This is a genomic window from Nocardia sp. NPDC050406, from assembly GCF_044459025.1.
Lineage (GTDB): Bacteria > Actinomycetota > Actinomycetes > Mycobacteriales > Mycobacteriaceae > Nocardia.
The window spans coordinates 822,565-839,976 of the sequence record NZ_JBITIM010000002.1; the positions used below are offsets into that span (position 1 = coordinate 822,565).

General features: G+C 68.2%; 17 protein-coding genes and 2 pseudogenes. 7 read left to right on the forward strand and 12 right to left on the reverse strand.

Annotated elements, in window-relative coordinates:
* Nucleotides 1-166 precede the first annotated feature (166 nt).
* The 6 genes from ACIBH2_RS17125 (at nucleotide 167) to ACIBH2_RS17150 (ending at nucleotide 5,637) form a co-directional block, all read left to right on the forward strand.
* Nucleotides 167-814 (forward strand): O-methyltransferase, encoded by a 648-nt coding sequence (locus ACIBH2_RS17125; RefSeq protein ID WP_397118403.1) that lies wholly within the window; start codon nucleotides 167-169, stop codon nucleotides 812-814.
* 374 nt (nucleotides 815-1,188) lie between these two features.
* Entirely contained in the window at nucleotides 1,189-1,920 is a 732-nt protein-coding gene (locus ACIBH2_RS17130) for a phosphodiesterase (RefSeq protein ID WP_397118405.1), read from the forward strand.
* A 56-nt stretch (nucleotides 1,921-1,976) separates the two neighbouring features.
* Nucleotides 1,977-2,657: a TetR family transcriptional regulator gene (locus ACIBH2_RS17135; protein ID WP_397118407.1), complete on the forward strand. Its 681-nt coding sequence runs from the start codon at nucleotides 1,977-1,979 to the stop codon at nucleotides 2,655-2,657.
* A gap of 41 nt (nucleotides 2,658-2,698) precedes the next feature.
* On the forward strand, nucleotides 2,699-3,652 hold the full coding sequence (locus ACIBH2_RS17140; RefSeq protein WP_397118409.1) for an ATP-binding cassette domain-containing protein: 954 nt from the start codon (nucleotides 2,699-2,701) through the stop codon (nucleotides 3,650-3,652).
* The gene (locus ACIBH2_RS17145; protein WP_397118411.1) at nucleotides 3,649-5,301 is read left to right on the forward strand and encodes an ABC transporter permease; all 1,653 of its coding nucleotides are present in this window, start codon (nucleotides 3,649-3,651) and stop codon (nucleotides 5,299-5,301) included. The genes ACIBH2_RS17140 and ACIBH2_RS17145 overlap by 4 nt, the downstream gene beginning before the upstream one ends.
* 111 nt (nucleotides 5,302-5,412) lie before the next feature.
* Nucleotides 5,413-5,637 carry a hypothetical protein gene (locus ACIBH2_RS17150; protein WP_397118413.1) on the forward strand — a complete coding sequence of 75 codons (225 nt, stop codon included), beginning with the start codon at nucleotides 5,413-5,415 and terminating at the stop codon, nucleotides 5,635-5,637.
* 1 nt (nucleotide 5,638) lies between these two features.
* On the opposite strand, the gene ACIBH2_RS17155 is transcribed toward ACIBH2_RS17150, so the two are convergent.
* The 3 genes from ACIBH2_RS17155 to glgC all read right to left on the reverse strand — a co-directional run bounded on the left by ACIBH2_RS17155 (nucleotide 5,639) and on the right by glgC (nucleotide 9,424).
* Nucleotides 5,639-6,841 carry a hypothetical protein gene (locus ACIBH2_RS17155; RefSeq protein ID WP_397118415.1) on the reverse strand — a complete coding sequence of 401 codons (1,203 nt, stop codon included), beginning with the start codon at nucleotides 6,839-6,841 and terminating at the stop codon, nucleotides 5,639-5,641.
* Nucleotides 6,842-6,923: 82 nt separating this feature from the next.
* Nucleotides 6,924-8,123, reverse strand: a complete 1,200-nt coding sequence (locus ACIBH2_RS17160) for a hypothetical protein (RefSeq protein WP_397118417.1) — start codon at nucleotides 8,121-8,123, stop codon at nucleotides 6,924-6,926.
* A gap of 86 nt (nucleotides 8,124-8,209) precedes the next feature.
* Complete coding sequence (gene glgC / locus ACIBH2_RS17165; protein WP_397118419.1) at nucleotides 8,210-9,424, reverse strand: glucose-1-phosphate adenylyltransferase; 1,215 nt, start codon at nucleotides 9,422-9,424, stop codon at nucleotides 8,210-8,212.
* Between the two features lie 120 nt (nucleotides 9,425-9,544).
* On the opposite strand from glgC, the gene glgA reads away from it, so the two are divergent.
* Nucleotides 9,545-10,702 carry a glycogen synthase gene (gene glgA, locus ACIBH2_RS17170; protein WP_397120811.1) on the forward strand — a complete coding sequence of 386 codons (1,158 nt, stop codon included), beginning with the start codon at nucleotides 9,545-9,547 and terminating at the stop codon, nucleotides 10,700-10,702.
* A 1-nt stretch (nucleotide 10,703) separates the two neighbouring features.
* Here glgA and ACIBH2_RS17175 read toward each other — a convergent pair whose 3' ends face one another.
* The 9 genes and pseudogenes from ACIBH2_RS17175 to ACIBH2_RS17215 all read right to left on the reverse strand — a co-directional run bounded on the left by ACIBH2_RS17175 (nucleotide 10,704) and on the right by ACIBH2_RS17215 (nucleotide 17,342).
* Nucleotides 10,704-11,213, reverse strand: a complete 510-nt coding sequence (locus tag ACIBH2_RS17175; RefSeq protein WP_397118421.1) for a nitroreductase family deazaflavin-dependent oxidoreductase — start codon at nucleotides 11,211-11,213, stop codon at nucleotides 10,704-10,706.
* A gap of 50 nt (nucleotides 11,214-11,263) precedes the next feature.
* Entirely contained in the window at nucleotides 11,264-11,518 is a 255-nt protein-coding gene (locus tag ACIBH2_RS17180) for a hypothetical protein (RefSeq protein ID WP_397118423.1), read from the reverse strand.
* A gap of 108 nt (nucleotides 11,519-11,626) precedes the next feature.
* Nucleotides 11,627-12,190, reverse strand: a pseudogene (locus ACIBH2_RS17185) (methyltransferase domain-containing protein); the annotation flags it as partial.
* A 471-nt stretch (nucleotides 12,191-12,661) separates the two neighbouring features.
* Nucleotides 12,662-12,877: pseudogene (locus ACIBH2_RS17190) on the reverse strand (putative RNA methyltransferase); the annotation flags it as partial.
* Nucleotides 12,878-12,892: 15 nt separating this feature from the next.
* Nucleotides 12,893-13,060, reverse strand: coding sequence for a DUF3117 domain-containing protein (locus ACIBH2_RS17195; protein WP_006554284.1), 168 nt, complete (start codon nucleotides 13,058-13,060; stop codon nucleotides 12,893-12,895).
* 173 nt (nucleotides 13,061-13,233) lie between these two features.
* Entirely contained in the window at nucleotides 13,234-13,800 is a 567-nt protein-coding gene (locus ACIBH2_RS17200) for a DNA-3-methyladenine glycosylase I (protein ID WP_397118426.1), read from the reverse strand.
* Entirely contained in the window at nucleotides 13,797-14,921 is a 1,125-nt protein-coding gene (locus ACIBH2_RS17205; RefSeq protein WP_397118428.1) for a DivIVA domain-containing protein, read from the reverse strand. Before ACIBH2_RS17205 ends, ACIBH2_RS17200 begins: the two co-directional genes overlap by 4 nt.
* 394 nt (nucleotides 14,922-15,315) lie before the next feature.
* Nucleotides 15,316-16,452 carry an Mrp/NBP35 family ATP-binding protein gene (locus ACIBH2_RS17210; protein WP_397118430.1) on the reverse strand — a complete coding sequence of 379 codons (1,137 nt, stop codon included), beginning with the start codon at nucleotides 16,450-16,452 and terminating at the stop codon, nucleotides 15,316-15,318.
* A 20-nt stretch (nucleotides 16,453-16,472) separates the two neighbouring features.
* Nucleotides 16,473-17,342, reverse strand: a complete 870-nt coding sequence (locus ACIBH2_RS17215) for a lytic transglycosylase domain-containing protein (RefSeq protein WP_397118432.1) — start codon at nucleotides 17,340-17,342, stop codon at nucleotides 16,473-16,475.
* Nucleotides 17,343-17,412 lie beyond the last annotated feature (70 nt).

The following is a 17,412-nucleotide window of genomic DNA, read 5'->3' on the forward strand; positions in this document are numbered from 1 at the left end:
TTGTTCCCGACTCCGAGCCCGCGGTCGCTGGCCTGGCGTCGCTGCTTACTCTCGCTGGTCCCGATGTGGGAGCCGTATGCGCAGGCTGAGGGACACCTGAGAAAATTCGCCACACCGGTCGGCCACCGGCACGCGATAGGGCCTTCGCGCCATTAGCCTCATAGCCGTGAGCCAGACTCCCGCGGCATCGAACCTGCAGCGCAACCTCGCGTATGTGGAGGAATCCGTGGCCGAGGACGAGATTCTCGTCGCGGCCCGGGAACGTTCCGTCGAATTGGGCGCATCCCCGGTGCCGCCCTCGGTCGGGGCACTCCTGAGCATGTACGCCCAGTTGCTCTCGGCCAAGGCCGTCGTCGAGGTCGGGACGGGGGCGGGTATCAGCGGGCTGTGGCTGCTGGACGGGATGCACAAGGACGGCACCCTCACCACCATCGACTCCGAACCCGAACACCAGCGCGCGGCCCGCGAGGCCTTCCGCGCCGCCGAGATCGCCCCCGCGCGAACCCGTTTGATCAACGGCCGCGCCCTCGACGTGCTCCCGCGCCTCGCCGACGGAGCCTACGACCTGGTCTTCATCGACGCCGCGCCCCTGGAACACCCGCAATACGTGGCCCAAGGCGTGCGCCTGCTGCGCGAGGGAGGCGCGATCCTCCTCCACAACGCCCTCCTCGGCGGCCGCGTCCCCGACCCCGCCCAACGCGACCCCGCCACCCAAGCCGTCCGCGCCGCCACCCGCGCCATCGCCGAGGACCCCCAGCTGACCAGCGTCCTCATCCCGGTAGGCGACGGCCTGCTCTGCGCCTCCAGGGGCTGAGCCGAAAACCGCTGAGTCACCGATAATTCGGGCCTCGGCGGGAAGCCGCCGTGCTGTGCGGCGGCCCTGCGGCTGGCCGAAGGTCCGTCCTCTCGCGTCGCCGCGATGACGGCCCTGCCGTGCGCGGGGTGCCGTGGCTGGCCGAAGGTTCGTACTCTCGCGTCGCCGCGATGACGGCCCTGCCGTGCGCGGGGTGCCGTGGCTGGCGGGAAGCCTTGGCCCTCTAGTACCGCCGTAGCTCTGTGCGTCGAGCCTCTCTCCAATTCTCTTGGGGTTTCAGGGGCGTAGCCCCTGAGAGTCTCCGAGAGTTGGTTCATCTCGCCCCTCACGGGTATTGCGAAGCGGAATGCCGAGCAAACGAAGAGGTGCTGAATATGGCTATTCCCGACCGCATCGTGAGCGGAGTGTTCGAGGCCGCGGCACGGGCGCGGCGCGACCGCGTGTTCCATCCGGCCGGGGTGCCGCTGACGGGTGCGCTGCACGCCGTCGACGGCGGTTACAAGCAGCTGTTGGGGAGTACGGATCGCCCTGTGCTGGCACGGATTTCGAAGGGGATCGGCACCCCGCTCGGCCTGCCCGATGTGCTGGGACTGGCGGTGCGGGTGCTGGATCGGCACGAGAAGCCGTGGGATCTGGTGCTGGCCACCACGGGCACCGGTAGTTGGAGCCGTTTCGTGATCCAGCCGGTGCAAGGCTGGTCGCAGGCCCGCTACGGCAGCCTCATGGCCTATCGGTTCGACGGCGGACCGGCCGAGTGGATTTTCGCCGAACCCGATGCGGGGCAACCGGATTCGCCATCGCTGGCGGGGTTGTCCGCCTACGCCAAGACCCATCGCCTGGGCTTCACGCTGAAGGCGTCCACCCGCGGCGGCCCCATGCGCACCCTGGCCGAGATCACCATCGCCGAACCCGAGATCGGTGAGCAGGCCGCGCCGGGATTCTTCGACCCGGTGCGCAATCACCCGCCGGAGGTGGAGTTGCTGCCACGCGTCGTCGCGACGGTGCGCGAATGGGCCTACACCGGCAGCCGTCGTGGTCGGGGTGAGAACGATGCGGTGGCCGAGGCGGGGATAGCGGGCTTCCAGGGCATGCCCGACCATCCGTGACCGAACACGCGGGGGCTCTTGCGGCGCGTTGAACGAGTGTTTAGTATATTGAACATGTGTTTAAGCGATCAGCCGTATCGGAAGGATCCGCCGCGGATCTGAGTACTCGCGCCCGCATCCGGGACGCCGCCATCGCCGTCTTCGGCGAGCAGGGTTTCGGTGTCGGTGTGCGCGCCATCGCGCAGGCCGCCGGGGTCTCACCCGGCCTCGTGAACCATCACTTCGGGTCCAAGGACGGACTGCGCGAGGCGTGCGACGACCACGTCCGCGAGTTGGTGCGCGCCGCCAAGATGGAGTCGATGCAGCGGCCCTCCTCGGCCACGCTGCTGCAACAGCTGGCCGAGATCGAGGAGTTCGCTCCCGCGATGGCCTACCTCATGCGCAGCATGCAGGCGGGCGGACCGCTCATGGTGAGCTTCTTCGAGCACATGGTCGAGGACATCGAACAGTACCTGGCCACCGGTATCGCCTCCGGAGCCATCCGTCCCCCAAGGGATCTGAAGGCCACGGCCCGGTGTCTGGCCTACAACCACGGCGGCGGCATGATGCTGTTCCTCCAGCACTACGAGGCGGCGCATCCCGGGCCGGTGGATTTCCGAAAAGCCTTGCGCGAGTACTCCGACCAGATGCTGCTGCCGATGGTCGAGGTCTACACCCATGGCCTGCTGGCCAATTCGATGGTCTACGACACGGTGCTCGCGCAGCGGCAGAGCGCCGAACAACCCCCAAACACCTGATCACCCTCAGCCTCGATTCCTGCTTCCGGCAAGGAGATTCGATGAATGCCCAGAACGATCCCGCCATCTCGGTGCGGGACCTGCACAAACACTTCGGCCGCACGCACGCCCTCGACGGCCTCGACCTGGAGGTCGCGCGGGGCGAGGTGCACGGTTTCCTCGGCCCCAACGGCGCGGGCAAGTCCACCACCATCCGCATTCTGCTCGGCATCCTGTCGCGCACCTCCGGGGACGCGCGCGTCTTCGGCCGTGACCCGTGGACCGACGCCGTGGCGCTGCACCACGACATCGCCTATGTCCCAGGCGATGTCACGCTGTGGCCGTCGCTGTCGGGCGGTGAGACCATCGATCTGCTCGGCCGCATGCGCGGCGGTATCGACCCCGACCGACGCGCCGAGCTCATCGACCGCTTCGAACTCGACACCAAGAAGAAGGCGCGCACCTACTCCAAGGGCAATCGGCAGAAAGTCGCACTGGTGTCGGCGTTTTCGTCGAATGCCACGCTGCTCATGCTGGACGAGCCGACCTCCGGGCTGGACCCGCTCATGGAGCAGGTGTTCAACGAATGCGTGGCCGAGGCGGCACAGCGCGGGTGCACCGTCCTGCTGTCCAGCCACATCCTCTCCGAGGTCGAGAAGCTGTGCGAACGGGTGACCATCATTCGCGCGGGACGGACCGTGGAGTCGGGCACGCTGCAGCAGCTGCGGCACCTCAGCCGCACCTCCATCACCGCCGAATTGACCGGTGACCCAGGCGATCTCGGTCGAATCCCGGGCGTGGCCGATATCCAGTTCGAGGACCACACGCTGCACTGCCAGGTCGAGGCCGAACATCTCGGCGAACTCATTCGGGTGCTCGGCGACACCGGGGTGCGCAGCCTGGTGAGCCAGCCGCCCACCCTCGAGGAACTGTTCCTGCGCCACTACTCGCTCAATGGCGACGACGCGTCCGCGCCGTCGGACGGCGCGCCCCGGACCGCGGAGAAGGTGTCATGACCACCGCCGTCATGCCGCGCCATCGCGCGGCCGAAACATCGTTCAACACAGCCGATTTCACCGGAACCGGCAAACTGCTGCGGCTGTATCTGCGGCGCGACCGCATTGTGCTGCCGCTGTGGGTGCTGCTGCTGTCGGCGCCGATCGGGCCGACCTATATCGACAGTATTTCCAGCGTGTACCCCGACGAGGCCGCGCGCGCCGGATTCGTCCAGTCCATTCTCGCCAGTCCCGCCCAGCTCGCCATGTACGGCCCGGTCTACGGCACCAGCCTGGGCGCGGCGGGAATCTGGAAGGCGGGCATGTTCTACACGCTCATCGCCATCGCCACCATTCTCACCGTCATTCGGCACACGCGCGCCGAAGAGGAAACGGGCCGTGGGGAATTGGTGGCCGCCACCCAGGTGGGGCGGTTCGCCGGGCTGACGGCGGCGTGGATCATCGGCGTGGGCGGCGCGGTCGCCACCGGACTGCTCGCCACCCTGAGCCTGTTCAGTACCGAGGTGCCGAAATCCGGGGCGCTGGCCTTCGGGTTGGCGCTGGCGGGATCGGGTGCGGTGTTCGCCACGGTGGCGGCGGTCGCGGCGCAGGTGTCGCCGAGTGCGCGCACCGCGCGCGGTGTCGCCTTCGCGGTGCTGGCCACCACCTACACGCTGCGCGCCGTCGGTGACGCGCGCGCGGGTGACGGGCCCACCAACGTGCTCACTTGGCTTTCGCCGCAAGGCTGGTCATTGCAGGTGCGGCCGTTCGCGGGCGATCACTTCGCGGTTCTGCTGCTGCATCTGGCCGCTGTCGTCGTGCTGACGGTGCTGGCCTACACCCTGCTGGCCCATCGCGATCTGGGCGCGGGCCTGGTGGCCGAGCGGCCCGGCGCGGCCGCCGCCGGTCCCGCACTGTCCGGTCCGTTCGGGCTGGCGTGGCGCTTGCAGCGCGGCTCGCTGGTGGCCTGGACGGTCGGATTGGGCTTGTACGGACTGGTTTTCGGCAGCGTCATCCACGGCATCGGCGACGAACTCGGCAACAGCGAGACCATCCGCGAACTCATCACCCGCATGGGTGGCTCCGAGTCGCTGGAGAATTCGATGATCACCTACGGATTCACCATGCTCGCCGTGGCCGCCACCGCGTACGGCATCTCGGCGGCGCTGCGGCTGCATCAGGAGGAGTCCACCCAGCACGCCGAATCGGTGCTCACCGTCGCGGTATCCCGAACCCGTTGGGCGGCATCGCATCTGGCGTTCGCGCTACTCGGTCCGGCGGTGGCGTTGGCGGTGGCCGGAACCGTCGGCGGCTTCGTGTACGGCCGGGCGGCCGGGGATATCGGCGGCAAGATCGGCGATGTGCTGAGCGCGGCCCTGGTGCACCTGCCCGCCATCTGGTTCTTCGTCGGCGTGGTGGTGCTGCTCTTCGGACTCGCGCCGCGCTGGGCACCGATCGCCTGGGGCGTGTTCGTCGCCGCAGTCGCGGTCTTCCTGCTCGGCTCGATTTCCGGAGCGCCGCAATGGTTCCGCGATCTCGACCCCTTCGAACACGCGCCCAAACTCCCCGGCGCGGAGTTCACCCCCACCCCCTTGATCATCCTCACCCTCCTCGCGGCGCTCTCGATCACCGTGGGCCTCATCGCCTTCCGCCGCCGCGACCTGCGCTGAGCCAACAACGCAAACGGTATGTTTCACCGAATGGCGTCGGAACCCTGGTTCCGACGCCATTTCGGTGGTACAGCCATAGAGAGAGGAACCGAGGCATGAGGAGGTGGGGCAATGTATGCCGAAGGTCTGATCCTCGGTGCGCATCTGCCATCCGGCTGGCTGTGGCCCGCACTGATAATTTTCGGCTCCATCATTTTCGTCGGAATGGTGGTCCTACTCCTGGTAGCCGGTGCGCGCTTCGACGACCCCCAGGGCGTCATCACCCCCACACCCCCACCAGGCTCCTGCGCCCCCTTCTGCACCGAACAGGTCTACGCCCCCGCCCAGCAGTGGTGAGCTACAGGCTGTTCGCCAGCAGGGCGTATTGGGCTGTGGCCATGCGGTGGGCGTCGGATTCGGTGCCGGTGTTGACTATGGCTACGTAGCGTTTGTAGGGGATGTAGCAGCGGTATTGGTCGGTGCCTCGGGTGCGGTGGACGCATTTGACGTCGGGGATGGTGTCGGGGGGTGGGCCGTTGGCGTAGGCGTCGCCGAGGCTGGTTATGAGGCCGTCTATGAGGGTTTTGCTGGCTTCGGGGTCTCGGGTGCGCATGACGTTGACGTCTTCGGCCACGGCTACGGCGTCGGTGCCTGTTTCGGTGACGACCTTCTGTCTGGCTGTTTGGTCGAGGGCGTTGTGGATGAGGATGGTGGGGCCGTAGACGGCGAATTCGTGGGGGTCGATCTGTTGGGCGTCGCGGTCTTCGACCAAGGCGCGGGCGAGGATGTTGTCCGGATCGAGGCGCAGCTGTTCGAACTCGTCTGTCGGAGTGGGCTGGAAGGCGTCGATGAGGGGTACTTGCGCGTCGAGGGTGCGTTTCGCCCAGGAGAGCAGTTGGTCGGAGCCGCCGCTCGGTAGGCGAATGAACAAGTGCAGTACGAACTCTCGGCGGGCCATCACCACGCCGACGGTGGAGACGCCGGGACGCCAGTGCGCGAAGGCGTCGGGGTATTCGGGCAGGGTGAGTTTGCGGTTCACCGTCAGGGCGACGTTGAAATCCGCGTCCTCCATCTCCCGGGCCGCCAGTTTGGCGGTATCCGCGGAGGGGAAGCGCAGCAGGCGGATATTCACCGTGGTCGTGCTCTCGTCCGGCCGGGTCTGGCCGGGCGGATCGGGTTTGTCCGCACCGCTGGCGGCGTAGGCGACCAGGAACTCGCGGTTGTCCAGGATCGTGCGTACGGACGAGGACAGTCCGCCCACCTCGATGAGATCCTTGGCCGTGGTGAACACTTCGCCTTGGCGACCGACATTGAGCTTCGAATCGATGCGCACCGTCGGCACCACGGCCTCGGCCATGCGCTGGCCCTCGAGTATCGCGCCGTAGCCTCTCGCGCTCTGGTCGTAGCTGTGCCGATTCACCGGATACGAACCGGAATCGAGTGTGCGGACATCGATTTCACCCGGCAGCGCGGTGCCGGGGGTACCGCAACCGGTCGACAGGGCCGCGGCAGCGAGGCATATCGCGGCGAGAAGTACCGTCCCCCAGGGTTTTCGGCTCATGGCGTTCCTCCCGAATCGATTGTCCGACCCGGGCGAAGCGCCTGTCCACGTTTTCGGGATCTCGCCGAATTCGCCAGTGCTCTCAGAGACTGTTCGCGAGCAGCGCGTACTGCGCGGTGGCCTTCCGCTTGGCATCGGATTCGGAACTGCCCAGCACCAGGGCCACATAGCGCTTGTAGACCACGTAGCAGCGGTTCGGGAAGTCCGCGCCGCCAGGGCGTTTGAGCTGGGCGCACGTGGTGTCGGGCAGCTTGTCCGGGGCCGAACCGCGCTCCCACCGTTCGCCGAGGGTGTCGATCAGGCCCTCGACGAGCTTGTTCCCGGCGGCGGAATCACGCACGCGGAAAACGAAATTGGTGTCCGCCTTGCTCATGGCGTCGAGTCCGGTCTCGTCCACCAGCCGCTGCCGCTCGTTCTGATCGGCGGCCGCCATGACCAGCGGAGTCCGGCCGTACACCGCGAACTTGTCCTGATCGGGCTGCTGATCGTCACGATCGGGCACCAGGGTGCGCGCCAGCATGCGACCCGGATCCACCGGCAGTTCATCGATCTTGTCGGCCGGGGTGGGCTGGAAGGCGTCCACCACCGGCACCTCGGCGTCGAGGGCCTTCTTCACCCACGACACCAGGTCCTTCTCGTCGGCCTTGGGTCGGGAGGCGAAGACCGAGATGACGAATTCCCCACGCGGCATGGACATTCCGATATTCGGCACGCCGGGCCGCCAGTGCGCGTAGGCATCCGGGTAATCGGTGATGGTCAGCTTGCGGTTCTGATCCAAGGCCACGTTGAAATCCGCGTCCTCGAGTTCGCGGGCGGCCAATTTGGCGGCATCGGCGGAGGGGAAGCGCAGCAGCCGGATGGTGACCGCGGTGCTGTTCGGGTCCGTGGTGTCGCCCTTGTCCGGCAGATCCGAGCCACTGGCGGCATAGCCGACGATGAAGCCGCGATTCTCCAGGACGGGGCGCGAGGAGGCCGAGAGATGGCTGACACTCACCACCTGCTGCGCGTCCTCGAGCACGATGCCGCCGCGCCCGATCAACAGCGAGGAATCCACCTTGTTCGACGGCACCACCGCATCGGCCATGCGGAAACCCTCCACCAACGGGCCATCGCTCTCGGCGCGCTGGTCGTAGGTGTAGCGGTCGACCGGATACGAGCCGGAATCCAGGGTGCGGACATCCATCTCGCCCGGTGTCGCGGTCCCGCTCACCCCGCATCCGGCCAGTAGCGCGCTCACGGTCAGACAGGCGGCGGCGGTGATCACGCGTGTGGCGCGTCCCATGGTGCTCCCTCCCGCGCCGCGCTCCGGCGCTCGCTAGAGATTCTCGGTCTCCGCGCGGGCGAGTGTCCACACATCGCCGAATGTCCTTACACCCACACGCCTTTGCCGACGGTCACCACACCGCCATTGCTCACGGCGAACCGGTCGCGATCGCGGTCCAGATCCACCCCGATGATCTCGCCCTCGGTGACCATGACGTTCTTGTCCAGAATGGCATGACGTACCACCGCGCCGCGGCCGATGCGCACACCCGGCATGAGCACACTGCCCTCCACCGTCGCGCCGTCCTCCACGAACACATTCGAGAACAACACCGAATTGCGCACCGTGGCCGCCGACAGAATGCTCCCGGAGCCGACGATCGACTCCTGCGCCAGCCCGCCGCGCCCGAACTTCGCCGGGGGCAGATTCTCCGCAGCGCCGCGAATCGGCCAGTGCTTGTTGTACAGATCGAAGACCGGATCCACCGACACCAGATCCATGTGCGCGTCGTAGAAGGCGTCGATGGTGCCGACATCGCGCCAATAGCCGCGGCTGCGGTCGGTCGCGCCCGGCACCTCGTTGCGGGCGAAGTCGTAGACGGCGGCCTCGCCCGCGCTCACCAGGCGGGGAATGATGTCACCGCCCATATCGTGATCGGAATCGGTGGAATCGGCATCGGCGCGAATGGCATCCACCAGCACCTTGGTGGTGAACACGTAATTGCCCATCGAGGCGAAGGTGGCGTTCGGATCGTCGGGCGTGCCGGGCGGATGCACCGGCTTCTCCAGAAACTGGGTGATGCGGCCGGATTCGTTGGAATCGATACAGCCGAACGCGCTGGCGGTGCTGCGCGGCACCCGAATACCCGCGACCGTCACGCCCGCACCGGATTCGATGTGCCGCGACACCATCTGCTCGGGGTCCATGCGGTACACGTGGTCCGCGCCGAAGACCACGATGTACTCCGGATCCTCGTCGTAGATGAGGTTCAGCGACTGCATGATGGCGTCGGCGCTGCCGGTGTACCAGCGCGGGCCCAGCCGCTGCTGCGCGGGCACGGGGGTGATGTACTCGCCGCCGAAACCCGACAGCCGCCAGGTCTGCGAGATGTGGCGGTCCAGCGAATGCGACTTGTACTGGGTGAGGACACAGATCTTCAGATAGCCCGCGTTCACGAGGTTCGACAGCACGAAATCGATGAGCCGGTACGCGCCGCCGAACGGCACGGCGGGCTTGGCCCGGTCCTTGGTGAGCGGGAAGAGTCGCTTGCCCTCGCCACCGGCGAGCACGATCCCGAGTACGTGCGGCTGGCTCCTCACAATGCCCAACCTACCGGGTGTCTGTTATCAGACCGGTCACGGTTGGTCAGGGTCGGGGTGAACGTTTAGGTTGGAGCGGTGGATTACGGCGCGGAGGGTGGGCGCGAACTACGCGTGGCCATGATGACCCGCGAGTACCCGCCGGAGGTGTACGGCGGGGCGGGCGTGCATGTCACGCAGCTGGTGCCGCGACTGCGGGGGCTGTGCGAGGTGACCGTGCACTGCATGGGCGTGCCGCGCACCGACGCCGTGGTGCATCAACCCGATCCCATGCTCTACGCGGCCAATTCGGCCGTGCAGATGATGTCGGCGCAGCTGCGCATGGCCGATGCGGCGGACGGGGCCGACGTGGTGCACTCGCACACCTGGTACACGGGGTTGGCCGGGCACCTCGCCGCCGAGCTGTACGGGATTCCGCATGTGCTGACCGCGCATTCGCTGGAGCCGCGGCGGCCGTGGAAGGCCGAGCAGTTGGGCGGGGGATACCGGCTCTCGTCGTGGTCGGAGCGCAATGCCATGGCCTATGCCGATGCCGTGATCGCGGTGAGCGCGGGCATGCGGGCCGATGTGCTGGACGCGTATCCGGAACTGGATCCGGAGCGAGTGCATGTGGTGCACAACGGGATCGACGCCCAGGTGTGGCATCCGGGCGGGCCGCGTGACGGGGTGCGCGACGTGCTGGGCGAACTCGGGGTGAGCCGGGAGCGGCCCATCGTGGCCTTCGTCGGGCGGATCACGCAGCAGAAGGGTGTGGCGCATCTGCTGGCCGCGGCCCGCGATCTGGACCCCGCGATTCAGCTGGTGCTGTGCGCCGGGGCCGCCGACACGCCGCGATTGGAGGCCGAGGTCGCCGCGGCGGTCTCCGAGCTGAGCCGCTCGCGCGGGGGCGTGTTCTGGGTGCGGGAAATGCTGCCCACCGAGATGGTGCGCCAGATTCTGGCCGCGGCAACGGTTTTCGTGTGCCCGTCGGTGTACGAACCACTGGGCATCGTGAATCTGGAGGCCATGGCCTGCGGGACCGCCGTGGTGGCGTCGGATGTGGGCGGGATTCCGGAGGTCGTCGCCGAGGGGGTGACCGGGCGGCTGGTGCACTACGACGCCGCCGACACCGTCGCCTACGAACGGTCGCTGGCCGCGGCGATCGATGCCGTGGCGGGCGATCCGGAGACCGCCGCGGCCATGGGCGGCGCCGGAAGGGCGCGCGCCATAGCCGAATTCGACTGGAATCAGATCGCCGCGCGCACGGTGCGCATCTACGACCAGGTCCGCAAGAGCTAGCTCAGGCCCGGCGCAACGCGAAGATGCGCAGTTCGCGGTCGGTGCGGTCCTTGTAGGCGGTGTAGGCCTGCGTGGTCTCCTCGAAGCGCGCGAAGATATCGGCCTGGCGCGCCGGATCCTCGACGCGAGTGGCGGTCACCGGAATGCGCTGTCCGGCAATGGTCACCGTGCCCGTCGGATCGGCGAGCAGATTGCCGGTCCACGCCGGATGCTTGGCCTGGCCGAAATTGCTTCCGATGACGTAGAGCTCGTCGCCGCCGTGCACGTACAGCAGCGGCGTGGTGCGTGGCTGGCCCGACTTGCGGCCGGTGGTGGTCAACAGGATCACCGGTGCGCCGATCGGACCCAGCACCGTGTACTTGCCCGCCGTGCGCTCCAGGACGCGCCGATCCAGGGGAGTCAGCTTGCGAATCGCCCACGACCCCACCTTGGTCGCCGCGAAAGAACTGGCCGCCTGTCGGAAGAGTCCGGTCTGCGGACCCCACCGTCGATCCGGGAACTGAGCGCTCATAGCGGGCAACGCTACCGATACGCGCGCGGCGTCCGCACATCGAGCGGGGCTCAGTCGCCGTAGTGGAAGAAGGTCCAATCGTCGATACCCGGGCCGACCCAGAAGCAGGGACTGGTTCGGTGTGCCCAGTGCCAGGCCCGCCCGATCTCGCAGCTCTCCCTGGTGGCCGTCCCGTGGGTATGTGTCTGACCGCCGGAATGGTCGCCGTGTGCCGCCGCGGTACCGGTGCCCGCCAGCATCCCTCCGCTCGCGATCGCTCCAGCGGCGGCAAGGGTCAGCAGTGCGCGGGCGGGTCTGTTGTTCATGACGCTCCTGAATTCGTGCGGACCGTGGCCGCATGCGTTCCGGCCAGGCATGTCACGAGCATGGCACCGCGAAATCGAAAAACACTGGGACGATTCTGGAATCGCGCTTCAGGCGCGGGGCCGGTACACCGTGACGCTGACCGAGGCCGTCACCGCCACGGGCTCCGGCAGTGCGGCGATTCTTTCGGCGCGATCGGCGGTGGCATGGAATGCCGACGGGCCCATGCCCGCCACATTCGCGATATCGGCACGGGTCAGCGACATCGGGTATTCGACGCGCGCGCGTTCGAGCAATTCGAAACGCTCGCCGAGAGATTCGGCCAGGCGGTTGTCCTTGGCGGCATCGACACGCACCATGTCGAGCGGCTCGATGAGTTCGCCGAGATGGCGTGGTGTGGGCGTGGCGATGATGAACCGGCCACCGGGAGCCAGGACCCGCGCCACCTCATCGGCATTGCGCGGTGCGAAGACCGAGAGCACCGCGCTCAGCACACCGTCCCGCACCGGCAGTCCGTGCCAGGCGTCGGCGAGGACGGCGGCGGCGCGCGGATGCGCCCGCGCGCTGCGGCGAGCCGCCGGTTTCGACACGTCGAGCGCGATGCCCCGGGCGGTCGGCGTGGCGTCGAGTGCGGCGGCGAGGTAGTAACCGGTGCCAGCGCCGATCTCGAGAATGGCGGGCGCGCCTTCGGAGCGGTGATCGCGGTCCGGTGCCACCGCGTGCGCGGCAGCCAACAAGGTCGCCGTCAGGCGCGTCGCCGAGGCCGACAACACCGCCGAGCCGGGGTGGGTCAGTGCGGAATCGGCAGGCCGCGAACCCGCTCGCGGCGCGCCGGAAGGTCCGGCCGCCGCCGCGCTGGAGTCGTCCGCATGCTCGGGACGCTCGGCGGTGCTGTCGGCTGAGTCGCCGGAACGCTCGCTGCGCGCGGCCGCACGTTCGGCAGGCTCGGCGGTGCTGGCGGCCAGGCGTTCGGAAGCCTTGCCGGTTTCACCGCGCGTATGTGTAGGGATCGCCGCGGCGGTAGCGCGGGCGAGGGCTGCGGCGATCGGGGCGAAGTGGCCCGACTGTTGGAAGGCCGCGCGGGCGTCGAGCATGGCCGGGGTGTCGCCGGTCATTTTGGTCGAGGCTCCGGTGAGGAGGCTGACGTAGCCCTGTTTGGCGAGGTCGAAGCTGTGGCCTCGGGGGCAGCGCAGGGTGCGGTCCCGGCCGGTGAGGTCCTGGCCGCATTCTGGGCAGGCGAGTAGGTCGGCGCACCCGAAGAGACGCTCGGCCGGGCCCGGAACGGGCACGGCCGAGGGCGGGTCGCCGAACGAATCGGCTGTGGTGCCGGTGCGCCGAGCCACCGGTTCGGAACGGCTCACCGGCAGGTCAGGCTGCTAGCTGGTGACACTCTTGAGTTCGTCACCCAGCGCCGCGGCTTCCTCCGGCGTGAGCTCGACGACCAGACGCCCGCCACCCTCGAGTGGAACCCGCATGACGATTCCACGCCCTTCCTTGGTTGCCTCGAGGGGACCGTCCCCGGTGCGGGGCTTCATGGCCGCCATCCTCTGCTCCCTCCAGATCTGCGCGGTCTGCTGCGCACTTTCATGGAACTCCAGTTGTCACCAACTGGCAGCCCGCGCGTATGTGGCGGGCCGCACCGCTCCCATTCTTCCCTATCGCGGATCGGGGCGGGTACCTGAGTTCCAAAAACCGACCGCCGCGCCGTGCCCGGGTGCTATGGCCGCACCCAGCAATCGGCCACGTGATCGTCCACCATGCCGGTCGCCTGCATGAGCGCATAGGCCGTTGTCGGACCTACGAACTTGAACCCGCGACGCTTCAGTTCTTTTGCGAGAGCAGTGGATTCGGGTGTGACAGCGGGCACATCGGCGAGCGTCGCGGGCCTCGGGCGCGCCGCCGGAGCGAAGGACCAGAGCAGCTCGTCCAACCCGATATCGAGATCGCGAGCAACCTTCGCATTGGTGATGCAAGCCTCGATTTTCGCCCGATTGCGAACTATGTCGGGATCATTCAGGAGTCGTGCGACATCGGCCTCCCCGAATTCCGCCACCCGCGCGATGACGAACCCGTCGAATGCCGACCGGAACGCCGGACGCTTGCGCAAAATCGTGATCCACGACAGCCCCGACTGAAATGCCTCGAGACACATTCGCTCGAACATGGCGTCATCCCCGTGCAGCGGCCGCCCCCATTCCTCATCGTGATAATTCCGATAAAGCTCCGACCCGGTCGACCACCCACACCGAACCCGCCCGTCACCGGGCAATTCCACCTTGCTCACCGCTCACCCTTCGACCCCGGAGTGGAGACATCGGGCACCACGGGTGCGGGAGCCGAGCCATCACCGGAATCGGGAGCGCCCGCCTTGCCGGGAATCACCGCGGAATCGCTCGGGATCTGCGGGCCCTGGCCCGCACCTGGCGCGGCGGAGGCCTGCGCGCTGGGTGCCGACGCGGGCGACGTCGATCCGGTAACCGACGCGGTAGGGCCCGTAGCCGGTGGAACAGCGGACGCCGGAGTCTGGACTGCCGGGGTTGGCGTGGCCGCGTTCGCGCCACCGGTGGGCCCGGTCGTGTCGGACGTGGGTTCGGGCGAGACCTTAGAGGTGGGCGTGCTCGACGGGTTCTGGTCGGCGGTCGACGCGGGGGTGTGCTTCGTGAGCCATTCGGGTAGTGCGGCCTGGCCGCTGGGGTGGTCCTTCGGCGTGTCGGGCTGGGGTGTGGGCCAGCCATCGGGGGTGGCGGGCGGGTATGGCTGGGCCAAGTTGCTGAGTGGGGAAGCGGGCGGCGTGGATTGGCCGTTCGCCGTCGAGTGGGCCGCGCCTGCCGTGGATGCCGTCACCGCTGCCGCAGTGTGAGTTGCGGAGGGTTGGGTGGTGGGCGCTGCTGTGGGGTGCGGCGCAGTGGCTTGGCCGGTGGTCGCGGTGGCGGGGCGCGCCGCAGTGGGGTGGCTGGGCGTCGCGTGGGGTGCTGCTGCGGGGTAGTGGCTGAAGGGAGTGGGGACGTACGGCGCGGTGTACGGGGCGTGGTGGTCGGTGTGGCCGCTGGTGCCGGAGGTGTAGTCGCCGTGGGGAGTGGGGGCGGGGTGGGGGAGGGTGCCGTCGCCTGTGCTGGCGAGGGCGACGTGGGCCTGGTTCAGCTGCCATTCGAGTTCGTCGATGCGGGCGGCGAGGCGGGTGAGGGCCCAGTCGACTTCGCCCGCCTTGTAGCCGCGCAGCACCTGCTGGAAGCGCAGTGCCCGCACATCCCCGCCGCCGATGTTCTCGACCGGCAGCACGGTGGCGGTGGTCCCCTCGGGTAGCGGACCCAGCTCCTCGGCCCGGCCGAACACCGCGCTGGCGACCAGAAACAGCAGCGCGGCCACGAGACCGACGATCAGCACGTAGAGCAGCAGCGTGAGCATGAGTTCGAGCTTAGGTGCCCCGACGACACCCGGCCGCCCGCACCCCCAGCGGAATTCGGCCGTCGAATTCGATTGCGGCAGCACGACTCGCGCCCCACCACCGCCGGACGCGGCCCCGCGCCCGGGTGCGTTGGGCGCGGGGCCGCAGTGGCTGTCGGGTACACGCTCCGACAGCATCCACGGTATACCGAAAGCATTTGTTTGGATACCCGAACTTACCTCGTGTCGCGGACAGAGTTGGTTCCGCCGCGGAATCGGCTCGGCCCACCAGAATGCGACCTGGCGCGACGCCCAACTCGGTCTTCGCTCGCGCGGACGACGCACGGCTCACCTCGAACAGCTCGCGCCCGTTGCGAATGCAACGGGCGCGAGGGGTTTTGGGGTCGGCTGGTGCCTACAGGTGTCGCGTCGTGTCGATGTTCAGTGACATGCCCGCCAGGCCGCGGCGGCGGACGGCGAGCTTTTCGGCGATCTCGAGCATGGCCTTGCCGGAGGCGCTGTTCGGGTCGCGCAGGACGATGGGGGTGCCTTCGTCGCCCGCTTCGCGGAGGGCCTGTTCGATCGGGATCTGGCCCAGGAGGGGGACATTCGCGCCGATGGCGCGGGTCAGGTTCTCGGCGACGGTTTGGCCGCCGCCGGAGCCGTAGAGGTCCATGCGGGTGCCGTCGGGCAGATCCAGCCAGGACATGTTCTCGATGACACCGGCGATGCGCTGGCGGGTCTGCAGGGCGATGGAGCCCGCGCGCTCGGCCACCTCGGCGGCCGCGAGCTGGGGGGTGGTCACCACGAGGATCTCGGCATTGGGGATGAGCTGGGCCAGAGAGATCGCCACGTCGCCGGTGCCGGGCGGCAGGTCGAGCAGCAGCACGTCCAGGTCGCCCCAGAACACGTCGGCGAGGAACTGCTGCAGCGCCCGGTGCAGCATCGGCCCGCGCCACACCACGGGCGTATTGCCCTGGGTGAACATGGAGATCGAGATGACCTTCACATCGTGTGCGATGGGCGGCATGATCATGCGCTCCACCTGGGTGGGCCGCTGATCGGTGCCCAGCATGCGCGGTACGGAGTGGCCGTAGATATCGGCGTCGAGCACACCCACCGAGAGTCCGCGCGCGGCCATGGCGGCCGCGAGATTCACGGTGACGCTGGACTTTCCGACACCGCCCTTACCGGAGGCGACCGCGTACACGCGCGTCAGCGATCCGGGCTGCGCGAACGGGATCACCGGCTCGGCCGCGTCGCCGCGCAGCTTCTTGCGCAGTTCGGTGCGCTGCTCGTCGTTCATGACGTCGAGCCCGACGGTGATCGCGCCGACATTCGGCACATCCGCCACGGCCTTGGTGACCCGCTCCTGCAGCGTGGTCTTGAGCGGGCAGGCCGCCGTCGTCAGGTAGATCTCCACGTGGACACCGCTGTCGGCGTCGATACTGACGCTCTTCACCATGCCCAGTTCGGTGATCGGTTTCCGGATCTCCGGGTCGTCCACCTTCGCGAGCGCGCCCCGCACATCCGATTCCGTTACCACTGGCATGGTGCCAAGTCTAGGAGTACCTAGATGCGCGGCAATTGGGCGGGCTGCGGTGCGACGCCGTTGCGGTAGGCGACCTCCCAGGCCATGACGTTCGCGACGTAGGCCATGGAGTTGTTGTAGCGCAGGATGGCGCGGGTCTCCTGGGCCGGATCGCGCATGTCGAGTCCGCCGGAGCACAGGTACTTGCCCGCGGTGAGCGCCGCGTCGAAGAGGTTCTGTGGATCGGCGATGCCGTCGCCATTGCCGTCGGCCGCGAATTTGTGCCACGTCTCGGGCAGGAACTGCATGGGGCCGATGGCCCGGTCGTAGCCGGTCAGCCCGTCCAGTTCGCCGCCGTCGGAATCGTGAATCACGTTGTTGCCGTAGAGGCTTCCGTCGAGCACCGGCCCGTAGACCGGGCTGAGCGGATTGCCTCCGTCATCGGCCTTGCCGCCGAACGCGTGCGTCGATTCCACCCGGCCGATGCCCGCGAGCATGGACCACGGCATTCCGCAGACCGGATTCTCCGCTGCCAGAATGCGTTCCGCGTTCCGGTAGGCGGCCTCGGCGATACCCGGCATACCCAGCGGCCCGGCCGGTGCGGCGGCGGGCACCCGGCCGTCGGGCAGCGCGACCGTCTTCACCACGGGCGGTGGTGGCGGCGCGGCCTGTTTGGCCTCTCGCATCAGTTCCGGGGCGGCGACCGGCGCGGCGGCCGCCTCCGGTCTGGGTAGGTTCTCTTCGGCGGATTCCGGCGAAAGCCGTTGCTGCACAGAGGCTGTCAGCTTGTCGGCGAGGCTGCCGTCGGAGGCTCCGGTAACGGTGGCGAGTCCCGCGGGAACGAGACCGGTAAGAGCGATTACAGACTGCCGACGCACATTGACGGCCGACGGCTTACGGTGACGTCCCACGGTGTGGTGGCCCTCCATTGCTGTCCGGGGTGGGTGCAACGGAGACGACGTTACCGCATTCGAGACCTGT

What these genes read in the sequence shown, in the direction of transcription:
- ACIBH2_RS17175 (WP_397118421.1), bottom strand. Translation starts at nt 11,213, where the DNA reads ATGAGCGCTCAGTTCCCGGATCGACGGTGGGGTCCGCAGACCGGACTC.
- ACIBH2_RS17150 (WP_397118413.1), top strand. Translation starts at nt 5,413, where the DNA reads ATGTATGCCGAAGGTCTGATCCTCGGTGCGCATCTGCCATCCGGCTGG.
- ACIBH2_RS17160 (WP_397118417.1), bottom strand. Translation starts at nt 8,123, where the DNA reads ATGGGACGCGCCACACGCGTGATCACCGCCGCCGCCTGTCTGACCGTG.
- ACIBH2_RS17155 (WP_397118415.1), bottom strand. Translation starts at nt 6,841, where the DNA reads ATGAGCCGAAAACCCTGGGGGACGGTACTTCTCGCCGCGATATGCCTC.
- ACIBH2_RS17210 (WP_397118430.1), bottom strand. Translation starts at nt 16,452, where the DNA reads ATGCCAGTGGTAACGGAATCGGATGTGCGGGGCGCGCTCGCGAAGGTG.
- ACIBH2_RS17140 (WP_397118409.1), top strand. Translation starts at nt 2,699, where the DNA reads ATGAATGCCCAGAACGATCCCGCCATCTCGGTGCGGGACCTGCACAAA.
- ACIBH2_RS17205 (WP_397118428.1), bottom strand. Translation starts at nt 14,921, where the DNA reads ATGCTCACGCTGCTGCTCTACGTGCTGATCGTCGGTCTCGTGGCCGCG.
- ACIBH2_RS17130 (WP_397118405.1), top strand. Translation starts at nt 1,189, where the DNA reads ATGGCTATTCCCGACCGCATCGTGAGCGGAGTGTTCGAGGCCGCGGCA.
- ACIBH2_RS17180 (WP_397118423.1), bottom strand. Translation starts at nt 11,518, where the DNA reads ATGAACAACAGACCCGCCCGCGCACTGCTGACCCTTGCCGCCGCTGGA.
- ACIBH2_RS17195 (WP_006554284.1), bottom strand. Translation starts at nt 13,060, where the DNA reads ATGGCGGCCATGAAGCCCCGCACCGGGGACGGTCCCCTCGAGGCAACC.
- ACIBH2_RS17145 (WP_397118411.1), top strand. Translation starts at nt 3,649, where the DNA reads ATGACCACCGCCGTCATGCCGCGCCATCGCGCGGCCGAAACATCGTTC.
- glgA (WP_397120811.1), top strand. Translation starts at nt 9,545, where the DNA reads ATGATGACCCGCGAGTACCCGCCGGAGGTGTACGGCGGGGCGGGCGTG.